The sequence below is a fragment of the Pseudomonas corni genome, assembly GCF_057128765.1.
The window spans coordinates 21622-43005 of the sequence record NZ_JBSKHW010000011.1; the positions used below are offsets into that span (position 1 = coordinate 21622).

Consider the following 21384-nt stretch of genomic DNA (forward strand, 5'->3'; position numbering starts at 1 on the left):
TAGGCCTGTTGCCGTTGTTCATATACAAACCGTTTTGATAAACACTATTGAGCGAATCGGTAACAATCGCCAGATACGTTGTCCAGGCGCTCGGGAATCTAGTGCTTTGGTCGTAGTCCCATTATCAGTAAGCCCCGTGGCCAGAGCGTTTCAGCCCGGCAGAAGCGTATGCTGGCAAACGGTAAGACCATCGTCGAATGGCCTTTGTAGTCCTTGCCGGATACAACAGGGCCATAAAACAACAACATATCCACCGAGGTAAGAAAGATGAGTGCGGCTTCCCTTTACCCCGTCCGCCCTGAAGTGGCAGCGAACACGCTCACTGATGAGGCGACCTACAAGGCCATGTACCAGCAGTCGGTGGTCAACCCCGATGGTTTCTGGCGTGAGCAGGCCAAGCGCCTGGATTGGATCAAGCCTTTCACTACTGTCAAACAGACTTCCTTCGATGATCACCGGGTCGACATCAAGTGGTTTGCCGATGGCACCTTGAACGTTTCCTATAACTGCCTCGACCGCCATCTGGCCGAGCGCGGCGATCAACTGGCAATTATCTGGGAGGGCGACGACCCTTCCGAAAGCCGCAACATTACTTATCGTGAACTTCACGAAGAAGTCTGCAAGTTTGCCAATGCCTTGCGTGGTCAGGACGTGCATCGCGGCGATGTCGTGACGATCTACATGCCGATGATCCCCGAAGCCGTAGTTGCCATGCTGGCCTGCGCACGCATCGGTGCGATTCACTCGGTGGTGTTCGGTGGTTTCTCGCCAGAAGCGTTGGCGGGCCGGATCATCGACTGCAAATCCAAGGTGGTGATCACCGCTGACGAAGGCCTGCGCGGCGGCAAGAAAACCGCCATGAAAGCCAACGTCGACCGCGCCCTGACCAACCCCGAAACCGCTAGCGTGCAAAAGGTCATCGTCTGCAAGCGCACCGGCGGCGACATCGAGTGGAACCGTCACCGCGACATCTGGTACCACTCGCTGCTGGAAGTGGCTTCAAGCACCTGCGCGCCTAAAGAAATGGGCGCCGAAGAGTCGCTGTTCATTCTTTACACCTCAGGCTCTACCGGCAAACCCAAGGGCGTGTTGCACACCACCGCCGGCTATTTGCTGTATGCCGCGCTGACCCACGAACGCGTGTTCGACTACAAGCCGGGCGAAGTCTACTGGTGCACCGCCGACGTCGGCTGGGTGACGGGCCACAGCTATATCGTCTACGGCCCGCTGGCCAATGGCGCGACCACGCTGCTGTTCGAAGGCGTGCCGAACTACCCGGACATCACCCGCCTGTCGAAGATCGTCGACAAGCACAAGGTCAACATCCTCTACACCGCACCGACTGCGATTCGCGCCATGATGGCCGAAGGCACCAAATCCGTTGAAGGTGCAGACGGTTCGAGCCTGCGCCTGTTGGGTTCGGTGGGCGAGCCGATCAACCCGGAAGCCTGGAACTGGTACTACAACACCATCGGCAAGAAGAACTGCCCGATCGTCGATACCTGGTGGCAGACCGAAACCGGCGGCATTCTGATCAGTCCGTTGCCTGGCGCCACAGCGCTGAAACCGGGTTCGGCAACGCGTCCGTTCTTCGGCGTGATTCCGGCGTTGGTGGACAACCTGGGCAACCTGATCGAAGGCGCCGCCGAAGGTAACCTGGTGATTCTCGACTCATGGCCGGGCCAGTCGCGCACGCTGTATGGCGACCATGACCGCTTCGTCGACACCTACTTCAAGACCTTCCGCGGCATGTACTTCACTGGTGACGGCGCGCGTCGTGACGAGGACGGTTATTTCTGGATTACCGGGCGTGTGGACGACGTGCTTAACGTTTCCGGCCACCGTATGGGCACGGCTGAAATCGAGAGCGCGATGGTCGCGCACCCGAAAGTTGCTGAAGCGGCCGTGGTTGGCGTGCCTCATGATCTGAAAGGGCAGGGCATTTATGTCTACGTCACCCTGAACGGCGGCGAAGTGCCAGACGAAGCGCTGCGCATTGAACTGCGTAACTGGGTGCGCAAGGAAATTGGCCCGATCGCCTCGCCGGACGTTATTCAATGGGCCCCGGGCCTGCCGAAAACCCGCTCCGGCAAGATCATGCGCCGCATCCTGCGCAAGATCGCCACCGGCGAATACGACTCGCTGGGCGACATCTCCACCCTGGCCGATCCTGGCGTGGTGGCGCATCTGGTCGAGACCCACAAGACCATGAACGTCGCCTGATACGCGATTGCAAAACCAAAGCCCCGTCCGGTGAAAGCCGGGCGGGTTTTTTTTTGCCGGTGCAACCCACCGCTTCTGCCCTGAAGGCGTAGGAGCGTGGCTTGTCCCGCGATGGGCTGCGAAGCGGCCCTAACCCCGCCGATACGCTATCGACTGACGAACTGCGTTGGTGGGCTCGCCAACAAGTTGGCTCCTACAGAAAGGCGGCGAGCATCTTCAGGTCAGCATGCGGGGAACACCTGTAGGAGCGAACTTGTTCGCGAAGCATTCTGGCTGACGACCCCGCAAATCCACTTCGGCGACAACTTGGCTCCTACAAATTTGCCTCTTCCAGACCTTTTGCCAATAATGCGCGCCGTGTTGGGCGCGCGCAGTCGACATTGTCGCCGCTGTCACGAAACCAAAAGCCTGTCAATCAAGCTGATCGGCTTTCTCGGTGCTTCTGTAACTTGTTGTCGCCTGGAAGAAATATCGACTTCAGGCCTGCCGCTAAAATGCCGATCTTTCGCCCAAGGCATGTCGAGCCAAGACTCGATGGTGTTAGCGCTGCAATTCATGATTTTCCTTCTGCACATTGAGCGTTTCGCTCACTCTGCCTAATTTTGTGCTGTACCGATGGAGTCTCACCCATGAAAAAGCTCATGCTTCTTGGCGCACTGGCGCTGTCCGTATTGGCTCAGCCAGTCTTCGCTGATGAAAAACCACTGAAAATCGGCATCGAAGCGGCTTACCCTCCGTTTGCTTCCAAAGCACCGGACGGCAACATCGTCGGTTTCGACTACGACATCGGTAATGCGCTGTGCGAAGAGATGAAAGTCAAATGCACATGGGTCGAGCAAGAATTCGACGGCCTGATCCCGGCCCTCAAAGTGCGCAAGATCGACGCCATCCTGTCCTCGATGTCGATCACTGAAGACCGCAAGAAGTCAGTCGACTTCAGCAACAAGTACTACAACACCCCGGCGCGTCTGGTCATGAAACAGGGCACTGTTGTCAGCGACGGCCTGACCGAACTCAAAGGCAAGAACATCGGCGTGCAGCGTGGCTCGATCCACGAGCGTTTCGCCAAGGAAGTCCTGGCTCCACTGGGCGCAGAAATCAAACCGTACAGCTCGCAGAACGAAATCTATCTGGATATCGGCGCTGGCCGTCTCGATGGCACCGTAGCGGACGCAACCCTGCTGCAGGACGGTTTCCTCAATACCGATTCCGGTAAAGGCTACGCTTTCGTGGGTCCGGCCTTCACTGACGTCAACTACTTCGGTGATGGCGTCGGCATTGCCGTGCGCAAGGGCGATAAAGCCAATCTGGACAAGATCAACGCTGCCATCGCCGCGATCCGCGCCAACGGTAAGTACAAGGCAATCCAGGACAAGTACTTCAACTTCGACATCTACGGTCAGTAAGTTGGCGTAATCGCCCATGGCGCAAACAGCAGGCCCGAACGCCGTCTGATTGCGCCATTTTCATTTCCCACGCCAGAGGGCCAAACAACATGTTGAAAGGCTACGGGGCCGTCATCCTCGACGGTGCATGGCTGACCTTGCAGCTCGCCTTGTCGTCCATGGCGCTGGCGATCGTGCTCGGCCTGATCGGTGTGGCGTTGCGGCTGTCGCCCGTACGCTGGCTGGCGTGGCTGGGCGATCTGTACTCCACGGTCATTCGCGGTATCCCCGATCTGGTGCTGATCCTGCTGATTTTTTACGGCGGCCAGGATTTGCTCAACCGCGTCGCGCCGTTGCTGGGCTATGACGACTACATCGACCTGAATCCATTGGCGGCCGGTATCGGCACCCTGGGTTTCATCTTTGGCGCGTACCTTTCCGAGACCTTTCGCGGTGCTTTCATGGCGATCCCCAAAGGTCAGGCTGAAGCCGGTATGGCCTATGGGATGAGCAGTTCGCGGGTGTTCTTCCGCATTCTGGTGCCACAGATGATTCGTCTGGCAATCCCCGGTTTCACCAACAACTGGCTGGTATTGACCAAGGCCACTGCGCTGATTTCCGTGGTCGGTCTGCAAGACATGATGTTCAAGGCCAAGCAGGCGGCAGACGCCACCCGCGAACCCTTCACTTTCTTCCTCGCAGTGGCAGCGATGTACTTGTTGATTACCAGCGTTTCGCTGCTGGCACTGCGCCTTCTTGAAAAACGCTACTCCGTGGGCGTACGGGCGGCGGACCTATGATTTTCGATTACAACGTCGTCTGGGAAAACCTGCCGCTGTACTTCGGTGGCCTGCTCATTACCCTCAAACTGCTGGCGATTTCGCTGTTCTTCGGATTGCTCGCCGCGTTGCCGCTGGGGTTGATGCGCGTCTCGAAAGTACGCTGGGTCAACTTCAGCGCCTGGCTGTATACCTACGTGATTCGCGGCACGCCGATGCTGGTTCAGCTGTTTTTGATCTACTACGGCCTGGCGCAATTCCCGGCTGTGCGCGAGAGCTTCCTGTGGCCATGGCTGTCCAGCGCGACTTTCTGCGCGTGCCTGGCCTTCGCGATCAACACCAGCGCCTACACCGCTGAAATCATCGCTGGCAGCCTCAAAGCCACGCCTGCGGGCGAGATCGAAGCGGCCAAGGCCATGGGCATGTCCCGGGCCAAGATGTACCGACGGATTCTCCTGCCCTCGGCCTTGCGCCGCGCGCTGCCGCAGTACAGCAACGAAGTGATCATGATGTTGCAGACCACCAGTCTGGCGTCCATCGTGACCCTGATTGACATCACTGGCGCGGCCCGCACGGTCAACGCCCAGTTCTATCTGCCTTTCGAGGCGTATATCACCGCAGGGGTTTTTTACCTGTGCCTGACCTTCATTCTGGTGCGACTGTTCAAGCTGGCCGAACGCCGCTGGCTGAGCTATCTCGCGCCGAGGAAGCACTGATATGCAACGCATCGACCATGTCCTGCCGTGGAGCACCCTCGGCACCGAACGCACGCTAAGCGTTTTTCGTTTCGGCCGAGGCGAGCGCAAGGCCTACATTCAGGCCAGTCTGCACGCCGATGAATTGCCCGGCATGCGCACCGCCTGGGAACTGAAAAAACGCCTGACCCAGCTTGAAGAGCAGGGCTTGCTCAATGGCATTGTCGAGTTGGTGCCCGTTGCCAACCCCATTGGCCTTGGCCAGTTGCTGCAAGGGGCGCATCAAGGGCGCTTCGAGTTCGGCAGTGGCAAGAACTTCAACCGTGATTTCGCTGAGTTGAGCGAGCCCGTGGCTGAACTGCTCGAAGGCCAATTGGGCGATGACCCGCGCGCCAACATTCAGCTGATTCGTCAGGCCATGAACTCGGTGCTTGAACAATTGCCGCCTGCGAGCAGCGAACTGCAGGGCCTGCAACGCCTGCTGTTGAGTCATGCCTGTACTGCCGACATTGTCCTGGATCTGCATTGCGACGCTGATGCCGCGCTGCACATGTACGCCTTGCCGCAGCACTGGCCGCAGTGGCGTTCGCTGGCGGCGCACCTGGATGTACGCGTCGGATTGCTCGCTGAAGATTCCGGTGGCAGTTCGTTCGATGAGGCGTGTTCGTTGCCGTGGCTGCGTTTGTCTCGCCGTTTTCCCGAGGCGCAGATTCCGCTGGCCTGTCTGGCGACCACCCTTGAACTGGGCGGTCAGACCGACACTGGCAGGCTCGAAGCCGAGGCTCATGCCGAGGGCATTCTGGCGTTCCTCGCCGAGCAGGGTCTTATCAGCGGCGAATGGCCGAAACCTGAAACCGAGGCCTGCGAAGGCGTGCCGTTTGAAGGCACTGAATTGCTCTACGCGCCGCACCCCGGCGTGGTGACGTTTCTGCGTCAGGCGGGCGACCGGGTCGAAGTCGGCGAGCCGCTGTTCGAAGTAATCGACCCCTTGTCCGACAAAGCCACCACCGTGTGTGCCGGCACCGAAGGCGTGTTGTTCGCCATCGAGAGACTGCGTTACGCCCAGCCAGGATTCTGGCTGGCCAAAGTGGCGGGGCGGACCGCGCTGCGTCAGGGTCGCTTGCTCAGCGACTGATGTTCCTTGAGAACTGAACGCTGCTAACCGAAAGTTTTGAGAACCGAAAGCATGAACAAACTGGAAATCCAGGACCTGCACAAACGCTACGGCAGCCACGAAGTGCTAAAGGGCGTTTCGCTGACAGCCAAGGCTGGCGATGTGATCAGCATCATCGGCTCCAGCGGTTCGGGCAAAAGTACCTTTCTGCGCTGCATCAACTTGCTGGAACAGCCCCATGCGGGCCGCATCCTGCTGAACAATGAAGAACTCAAACTGGTCGCCAATAAAGACGGCAGCCTGAAAGCCGCAGACCCCAAGCAACTGCAACGCATGCGTTCACGGTTGTCGATGGTGTTCCAGCATTTCAACCTGTGGTCGCACATGACCGCACTGGAAAACATCATCGAAGCACCGATTCACGTGCTCGGTCTGTCGAAAAAAGAAGCGCTGGAAAAAGCCGAACATTACCTGGCCAAGGTCGGCGTATCCCACCGTAAAGATGCATACCCGGGCCACATGTCCGGCGGCGAACAACAGCGTGTGGCGATTGCCCGCGCGCTGGCGATGGAGCCGGAGGTCATGCTGTTCGACGAACCAACGTCGGCGCTGGACCCGGAGCTGGTGGGCGATGTGCTCAAAGTCATGCAGGCGCTGGCCCAGGAAGGTCGGACCATGGTCGTCGTCACCCACGAAATGGGCTTTGCGCGTGAAGTGTCGAACCAGCTGATCTTCCTGCACAAAGGCGTGGTCGAAGAGCAGGGCGATCCGCGCGAAGTGCTGGTCAATCCGAAATCCGAGCGCTTGCAGGGATTTCTCTCGGGCAGTCTGAAGTAACGACTGACGGTGCCTTTTGCGTTGGAACAGGTCATGCTGCGCGGCAAATCTGCTGACGACATGACCTGGCTGGACCCGTTTTAGCTCAAGCGCGTCAGCGTTTGACCCACTCTTGTGACACGTTTCGGACTGCTCGCCATGACTGCCCATCGAATAGGTTTTCTCATCTGGCCCAGCACCAAAGCCCTGACTTTGGCGCTGGCCGAGGAAGCTTTGCGTGTCGCCCAGCGGGTTCACCCGGAGGTGGTCTACGAGCTGTCCTTTCTGCAGGCGGAACCTCCGGTCGAAGGCGGGGGATGGCAGTTGCCGGGCGAGCCATGGACAGGACGACTGGAAGGCTGTCAGAAAATCTTCCTGCTGGCCGATGAGCCGCCAGCCCCCATGACCTCGGCACTGAGCAGCGCGCTCAAACAATTGGTGCGCGCCGGTTGCGTGATTGGTGGCTTGTCTGCGGGGGTGTATCCACTGGCTCAGTTGGGATTGCTGGACGGCTATCGGGCTGCCGTGCATTGGCGCTGGCAGGATGATTTCGCCGAGCGGTTTCCGAAGGTCATCGCCACCAGTCACTTGTTCGATTGGGACAGGGATCGCTTGACCGCGTGCGGCGGGATGTCGGTGCTTGATCTGCTGTTGGCGGTGCTGGCGCGCGATCACGGTGCCGAGCTTGCGGGAGCGGTATCTGAAGAACTGGTGGTCGAGCGCATTCGAGAAGGCGGCGAGCGTCAGCGTATTCCGTTGCAGAACCGTTTGGGCTCAAGCCATCCGAAGCTGACCCAGGCAGTGCTGCTTATGGAAGCGAACATCGAGGAGCCGCTCACCACCGACGAAATCGCCCAGCATGTGTGCGTGTCCCGGCGTCAGCTGGAGCGGATTTTCAAGCAGTACCTCAACCGCGTACCGAGTCAGTATTACCTGGAGCTGCGTTTGAACAAGGCCCGGCAGATGCTGATGCAGACCAGTAAATCGATCATCCAGATTGGTTTGTCCTGCGGCTTTTCGTCCGGCCCCCATTTCTCCAGCGCCTACCGCAATTTCTTCGGCGCTACCCCCCGCGAAGACCGCAACCAGCGCCGCAGCAGCAGCCCGTTCGAATTGTCCCCTGTGCCTGCAGAGCGCGGGTGACGCAGGCGCAGCGGTCAATTGTAGGAGCGCGCTTGCCCGCGAAGGCGTCAGCTCACACGCAGCATCTTTATTGGCTGATCAATCTTTCGCGGGCTAGCGCGCTCCTACAGAACCGAGTTCGCGTCGAGCAGAGCTGATAGCAATCTGTAGGAGCGAATTTACTCGCGAGACGATGTAACTGGCACGTCACTGAACTGCCTCGCCAACAAGTTGGCTCCTACACCTCTTGCGCGTTTAAACTGCGCCATTGCGACGCTATTTGTCGCATTGCTGAAAGCCACGAAAAAAGCCGGGTTGGCGCTGTAAGAAGTTGTCGCTTGGCGGCAAGGCCCGGCCGAAAACTGTCCTTACAATCCTTTTCATCGCTCGCCAGTTCCAGGCAGGCGTTCCTCTTCAGGAGACTCCGATGTCCGTTGAGCAAGCCCCGGTGCAACGCGCCGATTTCGACCAGGTGATGGTTCCCAACTACGCCCCGGCCGCTTTCATTCCTGTGCGCGGGGCCGGTTCCCGGGTCTGGGACCAATCGGGTCGCGAACTGGTCGATTTCTCCGGTGGCATCGCCGTCAACGTGCTGGGTCACTGCCATCCTGCTTTGGTCAACGCCTTGACCGAGCAGGGCAACAAGCTGTGGCACGTGTCCAACGTCTTCACCAACGAGCCTGCGCTGCAACTGGCGCGCAAGCTGGTCGACTCGACCTTCGCCGAGCGCGTGTTCTTCTGTAACTCCGGCGCTGAAGCCAACGAGGCCGCTTTCAAGCTGGCCCGTCGTGTGTCCCACGACCTCTACGGCGCGGAAAAATACGAAATCGTCGCGGCGCTCAACAGCTTCCACGGCCGCACGCTGTTTACTGTCAGCGTCGGCGGCCAGCCAAAGTACTCCGATGGTTTCGGCCCGAAAATCACCGGCATCTCCCACGTTCCGTATAACGACCTTGAAGCCCTGAAAGCTGCCGTCACCGACAAGACCTGCGCTGTCGTACTGGAGCCGATTCAAGGCGAAGGCGGCGTGTTGCCCGCTGATTTGTCGTACCTGCAAGGCGCTCGCGAATTGTGTGACAAGCACAACGCGCTGCTGGTGTTCGACGAAGTGCAGAGCGGCATGGGCCGCAGCGGCCATCTGTTCGCCTACATGCATTACGGCGTGATCCCGGACATTCTTTCCAGTGCCAAGAGCATTGGCGGCGGCTTCCCGATGGCGGCGATGCTGACCACTGAAAAACTCGCCAAGCACCTGTCGGTCGGCGTACACGGCACCACCTACGGCGGCAACCCGCTGGCGTGCGCGGTCGGCAACGCAGTGATGGACGTCGTCAACACCCCTGAAGTGTTGGCAGGCGTGAATGCCAAGCATCAGCAGTTCAAGACCCGCTTGGAAAAGATCGGCCAGCAGTACGGCATCTTCACCCAGGTCCGTGGGCTGGGCCTGCTGATCGGTTGCGTGCTGACCGAGGCGTGGAAAGGTCGCGCCAAGGACATCTTCAACGCTGCCGAACACGAAGGCGTGATGATTCTGCAGGCCGGCCCGGACGTGATTCGCTTCGCGCCAAGCCTGGTGGTTGAAGACGCCGACATCGAAGAAGGCTTGAACCGATTCGAACGTGCGGTGGCGAAGCTGACCGCGGCGTAACTGCGACAAACCACCTGTAGGAGCGAACTTGTTCGCGAGGCGTCCTGCCTGACACATCGCGTTGTCTGGCTCGCCAACAAGTTGGCTCCTACAGAGTTGGTTTTTTTGTTTTCTCTCTCGCCGGACACCCGGCAGATTTTTTCTCTAGGAGTGACACCATGCTGGTGATGCGCCCCGCGCAAATGGCTGATCTGGCCGAGGTTCAACGCCTCGCCGCCGACAGCCCGATTGGTGTCACGTCCTTGCCGGATGACGCTGGCCGTTTGAGCGACAAGATTGCCGCTTCGGAAGCGTCGTTTTCGGCAGAAGTCAGTTTCAACGGCGAAGAAACCTACTTCTTCGTCCTCGAAGACCTGGAAACCAATCGCCTGGTTGGCTGCTCCGGGATCGTCGCCTCGGCAGGCTATTCCGAGCCGTTCTATAGTTTTCGTAACGAAACCTTCGTTCACGCCTCCCGTGAGCTGAAAATCCACAACAAGATTCACGTCCTTTCGCAGTGCCACGACCTCACCGGTAATAGCTTGCTGACCAGCTTCTATGTGGTGCGCGAACTGGTCGGCACCACTTGGTCGGAACTCAACTCCCGTGGCCGCCTGCTGTTTGTCGCCAATCACCCGGAGCGCTTCGCTGATTCGGTGGTAACTGAAATAGTGGGTTACAGCGATGAGAACGGCGACTCACCGTTCTGGGACGCCATCGGCCGCAACTTCTTCGACCTGAACTACGCCGAAGCCGAGCGCCTGTGCGGCTTGAAAAGCCGCACCTTTCTGGCCGAGCTTATGCCGCATTACCCGATCTACGTGCCGCTGCTGCCCGACACCGCGCAGGAAGCCATGGGTCAAGTGCATCCACGCGCTCAAATTACCTTCGACATCCTGATGCGCGAAGGCTTCGAGACCGATCATTACATCGACATCTTCGACGGCGGCCCGACGTTGCACGCGCGGGTTTCGGGTATTCGCTCGATCTCCCAGAGCCGCGTGGTGCCGGTCAAGATCGACACCGTCAACAGCGGCGACGCGGTCAAAGGCGGGCGTCCTTATCTGGTCGCCAACGGTCAGTTGCAGGACTACCGCGCCGTATTGCTGGAGCTCGATTGGGTGCCGGGCAAACCGGTCACACTCAGTGTCGGGGCGGCTGAAGCATTGGGCGTTGGCGAAGGTGCCAGCGTGCGCATCGTCGCGGTTTGACAGGTTGATTGCCGTTGTCCGCCTGCTGAATGATCAGCGCGGACGGCGGATCGCAGGTTAGCGAGTTTCGCCGGTTTCCCAAGGGAGCCGGGTTGAGGAGAAAGCATGATCGTTCGTCCCGTACGCAGCAGTGACTTGCCGGCGCTGATCGAGTTGGCGCGCAGCACTGGCCCCGGTTTGACCACTTTGCCAGCCAACGAAGAGCGTCTGGCGCACCGGGTTGGCTGGGCCGAGAAAACCTTCCGTGGCGAAGCCGGTCGTGGCGATGCGGATTACCTGTTCGTGCTCGAAGACGACGATGAACGCGTGGTGGGTATTTCGGCCATTGCCGGTGCCGTTGGCCTGCGCGAGCCCTGGTACAACTACCGCGTCGGCTTGACCGTCAGCGCGTCTCAAGAGCTGAACATTTATCGCGAAATTCCGACGCTGTTTCTGGCCAACGACCTGACCGGCAATTCGGAGTTGTGCTCGCTGTTTCTGCGCGACGACGCCCGCACTGGCTTGAACGGTCGCTTGCTGTCCAAGGCGCGGATGCTGTTCATCGCTGAGTTCCCTGAGCTGTTCGGCAACAAGATCATCGCCGAGATGCGCGGCATGTCCGACGAGCACGGCCATTCGCCGTTCTGGGAAAGCCTGGGCCGCCACTTCTTCAAAATGGAATTCAGCCAGGCCGATTACCTGACCGGCGTCGGCAACAAGGCGTTCATCGCTGAACTGATGCCGAAATTCCCGCTGTACACCTGCTTTTTGTCGGAAGAGGCACGCAACATCATTGGCCGCGTGCACCCCAGCACCGAGCCAGCGCTGACCATGCTCAAGGCCGAGGGCTTCAGCTATCAGGGCTACGTCGACATTTTCGACGCGGGCCCGGCGATTGAATGCGAAACCAGCAAGATTCGCGCTGTCCGCGACAGCCAACCGTTGGTGCTGGCCGTGGGCACGCCGGGCGATGACGCGACGCCGTTCCTTATTCATAACCGCAAGCGCGAGGATTGCCGCGTGACGGCTGCGCCTGCCAGATTTGCCGCTGGCACTCTGGTGGTCGATCCGCAAACTGCCAAACGTCTGCGCCTGAGCGCGGGTGACCATGTGCGCGCGGTTCCATTGTCTCCGGCTCGGGAGGGTATCTGATGAGCACGCTGTATATCGCAGGCGCCTGGCAGGCCGGGCAGGGTGAGGGTTTCGAGTCGCTGAATCCGGTCACGCAAGAAGTGATCTGGTCCGGTCAGGGCGCCAGCGCCGCACAGGTCGATGCCGCCGTTGCCGCCGCGCGTCAGGCGTTTCCCGCTTGGGCGTCGCTTTCTCTGGAAGAACGCATCGGTGTGCTCGAAACGTTCGCGGTCAGCCTGAAAGATCATGCCGACGAACTGGCGCGCTGCATCGGTGAGGAAACTGGCAAGCCGCTGTGGGAATCGGCCACGGAAGTGACCAGCATGGTCAACAAGGTCGCGATCTCGATTCAGAGCTATCGCGAGCGCACCGGCGAGAAGAGCGGCCCGCTGGGCGACGCCACCGCCGTGTTGCGCCACAAGCCCCACGGCGTGGTAGCGGTGTTTGGCCCGTACAATTTTCCTGGGCATCTGCCTAACGGGCACATCGTGCCGGCGCTGCTGGCGGGTAACGCCGTGGTCTTCAAGCCCAGCGAACTGACACCGAAAGTGGCCGAGCTGACCGTCAAATGCTGGATTGAAGCCGGGTTGCCTGCGGGCGTGCTCAACCTGCTGCAAGGCGCGCGGGAAACCGGGATTGCGCTTGCCGCCAACGCTGGCATCGACGGGCTGTTTTTCACCGGTTCAAGCCGCACGGGCAATTCGCTGCATCAGCAATTTGCCGGACGTCCGGACAAAATCCTCGCGCTGGAAATGGGCGGTAATAACCCGTTGATCGTTGACCAAGTGCAGGACGTCGAAGCGGCGGTGTACACGGTGATTCAGTCGGCGTTTATCTCCGCCGGCCAGCGCTGCACTTGCGCCCGCCGCTTGCTGGTGCCGGAAGGCCCGTGGGGTGATGCGTTCCTGACGCGGCTGATCGAAGTCACCAAGACGATTCAAGTCGGCGCGTTCGATCAGCAGCCTGCGCCGTTCATGGGCTCGGTGATTTCCTTGGGCGCTGCTCGGGGGTTGCTCGATGCGCAGGAACACTTGTTGGCGACTGGCGCCGTGGCTTTGCTGGAAATGACGCAACCGGCCTCGCAATCCGCGCTGCTGACGCCCGGCATTCTGGATGTCAGCGATGTCGCAGATCGTCCGGACGAAGAGCTGTTCGGGCCGCTGTTGCAGGTTATCCGCTACGCTGATTTCGATGCCGCGATTGCCGAAGCCAACGCCACGCAATACGGGCTGGCGGCGGGTTTGCTGTCCGATTCCCAAGCGCGCTATCAGCAATTCTGGCTGCAAAGCCGGGCCGGGATCGTCAACTGGAACAAGCAGCTGACAGGCGCTGCCAGCAGCGCGCCGTTTGGTGGGGTGGGGGCCTCAGGTAACCATCGTGCCAGCGCTTATTACGCGGCTGATTACTGCGCGTATCCGGTGGCGTCACTTGAGGCTGAGCAATTGACGCTGCCCGCGAGTTTGACGCCTGGGATCACGCTGACGCGTGACTGATGATTGTAGGAGCGCGCTTGCCCGCGAAGACTGAAGTACATCCGACGAATGTGCGTCGGCAGATATGAATGCTTCGCGGGCAAGCGCGCTCCTACAGGGCCTTTGCTGCACATGAAATTGATGTTTATAAAAACAGATCCACGGAGCCTCACCGATGAAATCCTGTGAAGTCAACTTTGACGGTCTAGTGGGGCCTACCCATAACTACGGCGGGCTGTCGTACGGCAATGTGGCGTCCCAGAGCAACTGCCAGCAATCGTCCAACCCGCGCGAGGCCGCCCTGCAAGGCCTGGCGAAAATGAAAGCGCTGATGGACATGGGTTTTACCCAGGGCGTGCTGGCGCCGCAAGAGCGCCCAGACGTTGCCGGCCTTCGCAAACTGGGCTTCAGTGGCACCGATGCGCAGGTTATCCAGAGCGCTGCCAAACACGACATGCCGTTGCTGGTCGCCAGCTGCTCGGCGTCGAGCATGTGGGTGGCCAATGCCGCCACGGTCAGCCCAAGCGCTGATACTGCCGATGGCCGTGTGCACTTCACCGCGGCCAACCTCAACTGCAAATACCACCGCAGCATCGAACACCCAACCACCAGCCGCGTGTTGGGCGCGATGTTCGCCGATCAGCAACACTTCGCTCATCATGCCGCCTTGCCTGCCGTCGCCCAGTTCGGTGACGAGGGCGCGGCCAACCACACGCGTTTCTGCCGTGATTACGGTGAAGCGGGCGTGGAGTTTTTTGTCTTTGGTCGCAGTGCGTTCGATACCCGCTACCCGGCGCCGCAAAAGTACCCGGCGCGCCAGACCCTCGAAGCCTCCCAGGCGGTGGCGCGTCTGCACGGCTTGAGCGAGGAGGGCGTGGTCTATGCCCAGCAGAACCCGGCGGTGATCGATCAAGGCGTGTTTCATAACGACGTGATCGCGGTGGGCAACGGTGAAGTGCTGTTCTATCACGAGGACGCGTTTCTCAACACCGAGCACATGCTGACCGAGTTGCACGACAAGCTCGGCCGTCGCGGCGGGCGTTTCCAGGCCATTTGTGTGCCGCGCAGCGAAGTCGCTGTGGAAGATGCCGTTCGTTCTTACCTGTTCAACAGCCAGTTGCTGTCGCGCAAGGACGGTTCGATGCTGCTGATCGTGCCGGAGGAATGCCGGAGCAACGAGCGGGTCTGGAATTACTTGCAGCGCTTGATTGCCGATGACAGCCCGATTGGCGAAGTGAAAGTCTTCGACCTCAAGCAAAGCATGCAGAACGGCGGCGGCCCGGCTTGCCTGCGACTGCGCGTCGCGCTGAATGAAACTGAACTGGCGGCGGTCAATCCAGGCGTTATCATGACCGCCCCGTTGTACGGCACCCTGACGCAGTGGGTGGACAAGCACTATCGAGACCGCATGAGCGAGAGCGATCTGGCCGATCCGCAGCTATTGCTCGAATGCCGAACAGCGCTGGATGAACTGACCCAGCACCTCAAGCTGGGCGCGGTCTATCCTTTCCAAATCAATTGAAGTACTCCGGACCTGTGCGCTGTTCGCTCAGGTCTTGAATCAAAGAGAGAGTAAAAAATGACCGACGCCCTGCGTTTGATCCTTGAAGACACCGATGGCACTCAGCTGGAAACCTCCTGCACCCGCGTTGCCGTTATCTGGCAGGGCAAGGAGCTGTGGATTCAGCAAGACGGCCGTGGTCAGTTGCTGATCGGCGTTGACGTCGAAGAAGGCGATGCTGAGTACGCCAACCTGCTGCTGCGTCCTCTGGCCACCAACCTGGTCAGCCTGCAGCTGGAAATGGAACCTGCCGACGCGGGCGACGAAGAAGACGAGCACGTCCACGGCCCTGATTGCACCCACGACTAAGCAGGAACTGCGCAGATGCTCGCCCTCGGCAAATTGCTTGAACTGACACTGGCGGGCCGTGAGCCCGCAGAGAAAACTCAGCTGACTGTCGACAGCGTGCGTCTGCGCTGGCTGGCCGAAGGCGCGCTGGAGGTCACGCCCCCAAAGGCGCGGGATAACGGCGCTGATTTGCTGTTATCGGCCGGCATTCATGGCAACGAAACAGCCCCCATCGAGTTACTGGATGAATTGATCCAGAGCATCGCCAGCGGCGAACTCAAACCCCGCGCGCGCATTCTTTTCCTGTTCGGTAACCCCGAAGCGATGCGTCGCGGCGAGCGTTATATCGAGCAGGATGTAAACCGCTTGTTCAACGGCCGTCACGAGCAGAGCAGTGGCACAGAAGCCCTGCGCGCGGGCGAGCTTGAACGCCTGGCATCCGGATTTTTCAGCCTGCCTGATCGCGACCGTCTGCATTACGACCTGCACACGGCGATTCGCGGCTCGAAGATCGAACAGTTTGCGCTTTATCCCTGGAAGCAAGGCCGCCAGCATTCACGCCGTGAACTGGTGCGTTTGCACGGCGCGGGCATGGAAGCGGTGTTGTTGCAGAACAAGCCGTCCATCGTGTTCAGCGCTTACACCTACGACAAACTGGGGGCTGAGTCCTTCACGCTGGAGCTGGGCAAGGCGCGGCCTTTCGGGCAGAACCAGTCGGTCAATCTTGCGCCGTTGAAAACGCTGTTGAGCAACCTGATTCGTGGCACAGAGCCGCTGGTGGGTGATGAAATCGACGGCTTGAAGTTGTTCAGCGTTGCCCGGGAAATCATCAAGCGCAGCGATGCGTTTACGCTCAATCTGCCGAACGATGTCGAAAACTTCACGGTGCTGGAAAAGGGCTTCGTGCTGGCTGAGGATGCCTCCAGCTCAAGCTGGATCGTCGAGGAGGAGGGCGCACGCATCATCTTCCCCAATCCAAACGTCAAGAACGGGCTACGGGCAGGGATATTGATAGTGCCGACGACGGATGAGCAGTTGGGGTAGGAGCAGTTGCTGGCGCACTGCGGATCTCTGTAGGAGCGAACTTGTTCGCGAGGCATTTCGCCTGATGTACCGCAGCGCTTGCCTCGCCAACAAGTTGGCTCCTACAGAAGTGACTTTGCTTTAGCTGGCCACTTTCTTCTGCGCTTCCGGACGCCGAATAGCGCGCAGCTTGTTTAGGGTGTCAGCGACGGTTTTCGCAGCTTCCTGACCTTTGTGTACGAAGTGATCGAAGAAGAACTTCTGATGCTCTTCGCCTGCATGGAAGTGATGCGGCGTCAGCACCACCGAGAACACCGGTACTTCGGTTTCCAGCTGAACCTGCATCAACGCGCTGATCACCGATTGCGCGACAAACTCGTGACGATAAATCCCGCCATCGACTACCAGGCCTGCCCCAACGATGCCTGCGTAATGACCCGTTTTGGCCAGCAGCTTGGCGTGCAGAGGGATTTCAAAAGCACCGCCGACTTCAAAGAAATCGATGTCGCTCTCGGTGTAACCGTGATTGGCCATTTCAGCGACAAACCCTTTACGGCTCTGATCGACAATATCCTTGTGCCAGCAGGCCTGGATAAACGCGACGCGGTCGTTGGGGTGGCTTTTGCTTTTGCTATCGATTGCTGTGGGTTGCATCTGTTCTGTCTCCTGTTTAATGAAAAAAACAGGGCGCTTTGGATCGAAGGGGATGCCAGTTCCGGTCGGCGGCTGAACGAGCGTAATGCGCCCGTGGCAGTGCTTTCGACGCGTTCCTGTGGTGCCAATCCCGTTCTCTCTTCATCCGGACTATGACCGTCGGCCTCGGAATCACACCGAGTCTGCTGACCTTGTTTGAGCTTTACGCCCAACCAAGCGCTCGCGGGCTAGACGCATTGCGCGCCATTACCGCCGGTGGGGAATCGCACCCCGCCCTGAGAACGTTGCCGACATCAATCGTTGTCGGCGGGCAGTTTTTATCACAGTTTTCGCGGATGTGCATGGACGCTTTCTTACAGTCATCCAGACTTTTTCTTATAACGAATCCTTGGAATTGCGCCTCGGTGCCTTGATTATCATCACTCGTGGCCTCAAAACTGAGGTTCGACCTCTTTCTACAGGGAGCTTCTTCGTGACGGTTATCGACCTGCGCAGCGACACAGTGACCCAACCCACCGCAGCCATGCGCGAAGCCATGGCGCGCGCGCCACTGGGCGATGACGTGTACGGCGAGGACCCGACGGTCAATCGTCTGGAGTCCTGGCTGGCAGAGCGACTGGGTTTCGCGTCAGCGCTGTATGTCCCGACCGGCACCATGAGCAACCTGTTGGGCTTGATGGCCCATTGCGAACGCGGCGACGAATACATCGTCGGCCAGCAAGCGCACACCTATAAATACGAAGGCGGCGGCGCGGCGGTGCTGGGTTCTATTCAGCCGCAGCCGCTGGACAATCAGGCCGATGGCTCGCTGGACCTGGATCAGGTAGCGGATGCGATCAAAGCCGATGATTTTCACTTCGCCCGCACCAAGCTGCTTGCTCTGGAAAACACCATGCAGGGCAAAGTGCTGTCATTGGAATACCTCGCCGCGGCGCGCAAGCTCACCACTGAAAAGGGTTTGCAGCTGCACCTGGACGGCGCTCGCTTGTACAACGCCGCCGTGAAGTTGGGCGTCGATGCCCGAGTGATTGCGCAGCATTTCGACTCGGTGTCGGTGTGCCTGTCCAAAGGCCTCGGTGCACCAGTGGGTTCGGTGTTGTGTGGCACCGAAGAGCTGATCGGCAAGGCGCGTCGTTTGCGCAAAATGGTGGGCGGCGGCATGCGTCAGGCGGGCTTTCTGGCAGCTGCCGGGTTGTATGCGCTGGAGCACCACGTCGAGCGTCTGGCCGAAGACCATGACAACGCTGCGTTGCTCGGCAAACGTCTGAGCGAGTTGGGGTACGAGATCGAGCCGGTGCAGACCAACATGGTGTACGTGCAGATTGGCGATAAGGCCGAGCAATTGAAGGCGTTCTGCGCCGAGCGCGGCATCACCCTGAGCGCTGCATCACGCTTGCGGATGATCACCCACTTGAATGTCAGCCGGGCGCAGGTGGAGCAGGTCGTCACGGCATTTGCCGAGTTCGGCGGTGCTTGAGCGACCGATAATCCAATTGCTTGTTTCTATCGAATAAACACGCTGTACCGAGCGTGCAACGCCTATATAATGCGGCCCTTTGCCGTCGCTACGTCGATGACGTTATGCATTTGCCTCTGGCCGCAGTTCCCGTGGAAGAACCTATGAAAAGCGCAGAAATCCGTGAAGCCTTCCTTCGCTTCTTCGAAGAGCAAGGCCACACCCGTGTAGCCTCCAGCTCCTTGATTCCGGGCAATGACCCAACCCTGCTGTTCACCAACGCAGGCATGAACCAGTTCAAGGACTGCTTCCTGGGTCAGGAAAAACGAGCCTACACCCGTGCCGTCAGCAGCCAGAAGTGCGTGCGCGCAGGTGGCAAGCACAACGACCTGGAAAACGTCGGCTACACCGCGCGTCACCACACCTTCTTTGAAATGCTGGGTAACTTCAGCTTCGGTGACTATTTCAAGCGCGACGCCATCACTTACGCCTGGACCTTCCTCACCGGCGTGCTGAACCTGCCCAAGGAAAAGCTCTGGGTCACGGTTTACGCGACGGATGACGAAGCGTACGACATCTGGACCAAGGAAATTGGCGTCCCGGCCGAGCGCATGGTTCGCATCGGCGACAACAAAGGCGCGCCGTACGCCTCCGACAACTTCTGGACCATGGGCGATACCGGCCCGTGCGGCCCTTGCACCGAGATTTTCTACGATCACGGCGCCGACATCTGGGGCGGCCCACCGGGTTCGCCTGAAGAGGACGGCGACCGCTACATCGAAATCTGGAACAACGTGTTCATGCAGTTCAACCGAACTGCTGACGGCGTGCTGCACCCGTTGCCAGCGCCTTCGGTCGACACCGGCATGGGCCTGGAACGCGTCAGTGCCGTGCTGCAGCACGTGAACTCCAACTACGAGATCGACCTGTTCCAGAGCCTGCTCGCCGCCGCCGCCAAGGCAATCGGTTGCAGCAACGACAATCAGGCTTCCCTGAAAGTCGTCGCCGACCACATTCGTTCGTGCGGTTTCCTGATTGCGGACGGCGTATTGCCGTCCAACGAAGGCCGTGGCTACGTGCTGCGCCGGATCATTCGTCGCGCCTGCCGTCACGGTAACAAGCTAGGCGCCACCGGCAGCTTCTTCTATCAGATCGTTGCAGCGCTGGTCGCCGAAATGGGCGAAGCGTTCCCGGAACTGAAAAACCAGCAGTCGCACATCGAGCGCGTGCTCAAAGGTGAAGAAGAGCAGTTCGCCAAGACCCTGGAGCAAGGCCTGAAAATTCTCGAGCAGGATCTGGCCGAACTCAAAGGCACCGTGGTGCCCGGCGACGTGGTGTTCAAACTTTACGACACCTACGGTTTCCCGATGGACCTGACCGGCGACATCGCCCGCGAACGCAACCTGACCCTCGACGAGGAAGGTTTCGAGCGCGAGATGGACGCGCAGCGGGTTCGCGCCCGTTCGGCCAGCTCGTTCGGCATGGACTACAACAGCTTGGTCAAAGTTGATGTCGCGACCGAGTTCACTGGCTACAAAGCCACCGCCGGTGAAGCGAAGATCGTTGCTCTCTATAAAGAGGGCATCGCTGTCGAGCAGCTGAACGAAGGCGAAGACGGCGTCGTCATTCTCGACCAGACCCCGTTCTACGCCGAGTCCGGTGGCCAGATTGGCGACAGCGGTTACCTGACTTCTGGCGATGTACGCTTCGACGTCAGCGACACTACCAAAACCGGCGGCGCGTTCCTGCACCACGGCGTTCAGGTGTCGGGCAGCCTGAAAGTCGGCGCAACGGTCAGCACGCAAGTCGCGGCCGAAGTGCGGCAGGCCACGTCGTTGAACCACTCTGCTACTCATTTGCTGCATGCCGCGTTGCGTCAGGTGCTGGGCGATCACGTTCAGCAGAAGGGCTCGCTGGTCGACAGTCAACGCCTGCGTTTCGACTTCAGCCATTTCGAGTCGATCAAACCTGAGCAGATCAAGGCCCTGGAAGACATCGTCAACGCCGAAGTGCGCAAGAACACCCCGGTCGAAACCGAAGAAACCGACATCGAGACCGCCAAGAAGAAAGGCGCCATGGCGCTGTTTGGCGAGAAGTACGGCGACAACGTTCGCGTGCTGAGTATGGGCGGTGATTTCTCCGTTGAGCTGTGCGGCGGGATTCACGCCAATCGCACCGGCGACATCGCGTTGTTCAAGATCATCAGCGAAGGCGGCGTGGCTGCTGGCGTACGCCGTATTGAAGCGGTGACCGGCGCTGCGGCTCTGGCCTATCTGAATGGCGCCGAAGAACAACTCAAGGAAGCCGCGACGCTGGTCAAAGGTAACCGCGACAACCTGCTAGACAAGCTTGCGGCTGTCATCGAGCGCAATCGTCTGCTGGAAAAACAACTGGAACAACTGCAGGCCAAGGCGGCCAGCGCTGCGGGCGACGATCTGTCGTCCTCTGCGGTGGATGTCAACGGCGTCAAGGTCCTCGCTGCCCGTCTCGATGGTCAGGATGGCAAGGCGCTGCTGGCGCTGGTCGATCAGTTGAAGAACAAGCTCGGCCGCGCAGTGATCCTGCTCGGCAGTGTGCATGAAGACAAGGTCGTCCTCGTTGCCGGGGTAACCAAGGACCTGACTGGCCAACTCAAAGCCGGTGATTTGATGAAGCAAGCGGCCGCCGCCGTGGGTGGTAAAGGTGGCGGTCGTCCTGACATGGCACAAGGCGGTGGCGTTGATGCCTCCGCACTGGACGCAGCGCTTGCGCTGGCTGTTCCGTTTGCCGGGCAGGGCATTTAAGTCGATCTCCCGGAACCCGCTGCCAGTCAGCGGGTTTTGACATTAGAGATCGAAGAAGTTTAATG

Annotated in this window: 17 protein-coding genes and 1 riboswitch; of the genes, 16 read left to right on the forward strand and 1 reads right to left on the reverse strand. The window is 59.5% G+C overall.

Annotation, left to right across the window (positions count from 1 at the left end; translation table 11 throughout):
- The first annotated feature begins 267 nt into the window (after positions 1 to 267).
- The 14 genes from acs to astE all read left to right on the forward strand — a co-directional run bounded on the left by acs (position 268) and on the right by astE (position 16447).
- Positions 268 to 2223 (forward strand): acetate--CoA ligase, encoded by a 1956-nt coding sequence (gene acs, locus ACWKV9_RS17310; RefSeq protein WP_483837360.1) that lies wholly within the window; start codon positions 268 to 270, stop codon positions 2221 to 2223.
- Positions 2224 to 2852: 629 nt separating this feature from the next.
- A complete protein-coding gene (locus ACWKV9_RS17315) occupies positions 2853 to 3629 on the forward strand; it encodes an ABC transporter substrate-binding protein (protein ID WP_483837361.1) in 777 nt (258 codons plus the stop codon).
- Positions 3630 to 3718: 89 nt separating this feature from the next.
- Entirely contained in the window at positions 3719 to 4408 is a 690-nt protein-coding gene (locus ACWKV9_RS17320; RefSeq protein ID WP_483837362.1) for an ABC transporter permease, read from the forward strand.
- A complete protein-coding gene (locus tag ACWKV9_RS17325) occupies positions 4405 to 5103 on the forward strand; it encodes an ABC transporter permease (RefSeq protein ID WP_483837363.1) in 699 nt (232 codons plus the stop codon). The genes ACWKV9_RS17320 and ACWKV9_RS17325 overlap by 4 nt, the downstream gene beginning before the upstream one ends.
- A gap of 1 nt (position 5104) precedes the next feature.
- On the forward strand, positions 5105 to 6217 hold the full coding sequence (locus tag ACWKV9_RS17330; RefSeq protein WP_483837364.1) for a peptidase M14: 1113 nt from the start codon (positions 5105 to 5107) through the stop codon (positions 6215 to 6217).
- Positions 6218 to 6268: 51 nt separating this feature from the next.
- Positions 6269 to 7033: an ABC transporter ATP-binding protein gene (locus tag ACWKV9_RS17335; RefSeq protein ID WP_483837365.1), complete on the forward strand. Its 765-nt coding sequence runs from the start codon at positions 6269 to 6271 to the stop codon at positions 7031 to 7033.
- Positions 7034 to 7171: 138 nt separating this feature from the next.
- Entirely contained in the window at positions 7172 to 8155 is a 984-nt protein-coding gene (argR, locus tag ACWKV9_RS17340; RefSeq protein ID WP_483837366.1) for a transcriptional regulator ArgR, read from the forward strand.
- 406 nt (positions 8156 to 8561) lie between these two features.
- Positions 8562 to 9782, forward strand: coding sequence for an aspartate aminotransferase family protein (locus ACWKV9_RS17345; RefSeq protein WP_483837367.1), 1221 nt, complete (start codon positions 8562 to 8564; stop codon positions 9780 to 9782).
- A gap of 158 nt (positions 9783 to 9940) precedes the next feature.
- Entirely contained in the window at positions 9941 to 10972 is a 1032-nt protein-coding gene (gene aruF / locus ACWKV9_RS17350) for an arginine/ornithine succinyltransferase subunit alpha (RefSeq protein WP_483837368.1), read from the forward strand.
- A gap of 105 nt (positions 10973 to 11077) precedes the next feature.
- Positions 11078 to 12103, forward strand: a complete 1026-nt coding sequence (gene astA, locus ACWKV9_RS17355) for an arginine N-succinyltransferase (RefSeq protein ID WP_483837369.1) — start codon at positions 11078 to 11080, stop codon at positions 12101 to 12103.
- Complete coding sequence (astD, locus tag ACWKV9_RS17360; protein ID WP_483837540.1) at positions 12100 to 13575, forward strand: succinylglutamate-semialdehyde dehydrogenase; 1476 nt, start codon at positions 12100 to 12102, stop codon at positions 13573 to 13575. The genes astA and astD overlap by 4 nt, the downstream gene beginning before the upstream one ends.
- 154 nt (positions 13576 to 13729) lie before the next feature.
- Positions 13730 to 15076 (forward strand): N-succinylarginine dihydrolase, encoded by a 1347-nt coding sequence (gene astB / locus ACWKV9_RS17365; RefSeq protein ID WP_483837370.1) that lies wholly within the window; start codon positions 13730 to 13732, stop codon positions 15074 to 15076.
- A 57-nt stretch (positions 15077 to 15133) separates the two neighbouring features.
- Complete coding sequence (locus ACWKV9_RS17370) at positions 15134 to 15424, forward strand: topoisomerase II (RefSeq protein WP_483837371.1); 291 nt, start codon at positions 15134 to 15136, stop codon at positions 15422 to 15424.
- Positions 15425 to 15439: 15 nt separating this feature from the next.
- A complete protein-coding gene (gene astE / locus ACWKV9_RS17375; protein WP_483837372.1) occupies positions 15440 to 16447 on the forward strand; it encodes a succinylglutamate desuccinylase in 1008 nt (335 codons plus the stop codon).
- Between the two features lie 120 nt (positions 16448 to 16567).
- On the opposite strand, the gene ACWKV9_RS17380 is transcribed toward astE, so the two are convergent.
- Positions 16568 to 17080, reverse strand: a complete 513-nt coding sequence (locus ACWKV9_RS17380; protein WP_483837373.1) for a 6,7-dimethyl-8-ribityllumazine synthase — start codon at positions 17078 to 17080, stop codon at positions 16568 to 16570.
- 128 nt (positions 17081 to 17208) lie between these two features.
- Positions 17209 to 17367: riboswitch (FMN riboswitch) on the reverse strand.
- A 185-nt stretch (positions 17368 to 17552) separates the two neighbouring features.
- Here ACWKV9_RS17380 and ltaE point away from each other — a divergent pair.
- Both ltaE and alaS read left to right on the forward strand, forming a co-directional pair.
- Positions 17553 to 18557: a low-specificity L-threonine aldolase gene (gene ltaE / locus ACWKV9_RS17385; RefSeq protein WP_483837374.1), complete on the forward strand. Its 1005-nt coding sequence runs from the start codon at positions 17553 to 17555 to the stop codon at positions 18555 to 18557.
- Between the two features lie 143 nt (positions 18558 to 18700).
- Positions 18701 to 21319, forward strand: coding sequence for an alanine--tRNA ligase (gene alaS, locus ACWKV9_RS17390; protein WP_483837375.1), 2619 nt, complete (start codon positions 18701 to 18703; stop codon positions 21317 to 21319).
- Positions 21320 to 21384: the final 65 nt, after the last annotated feature.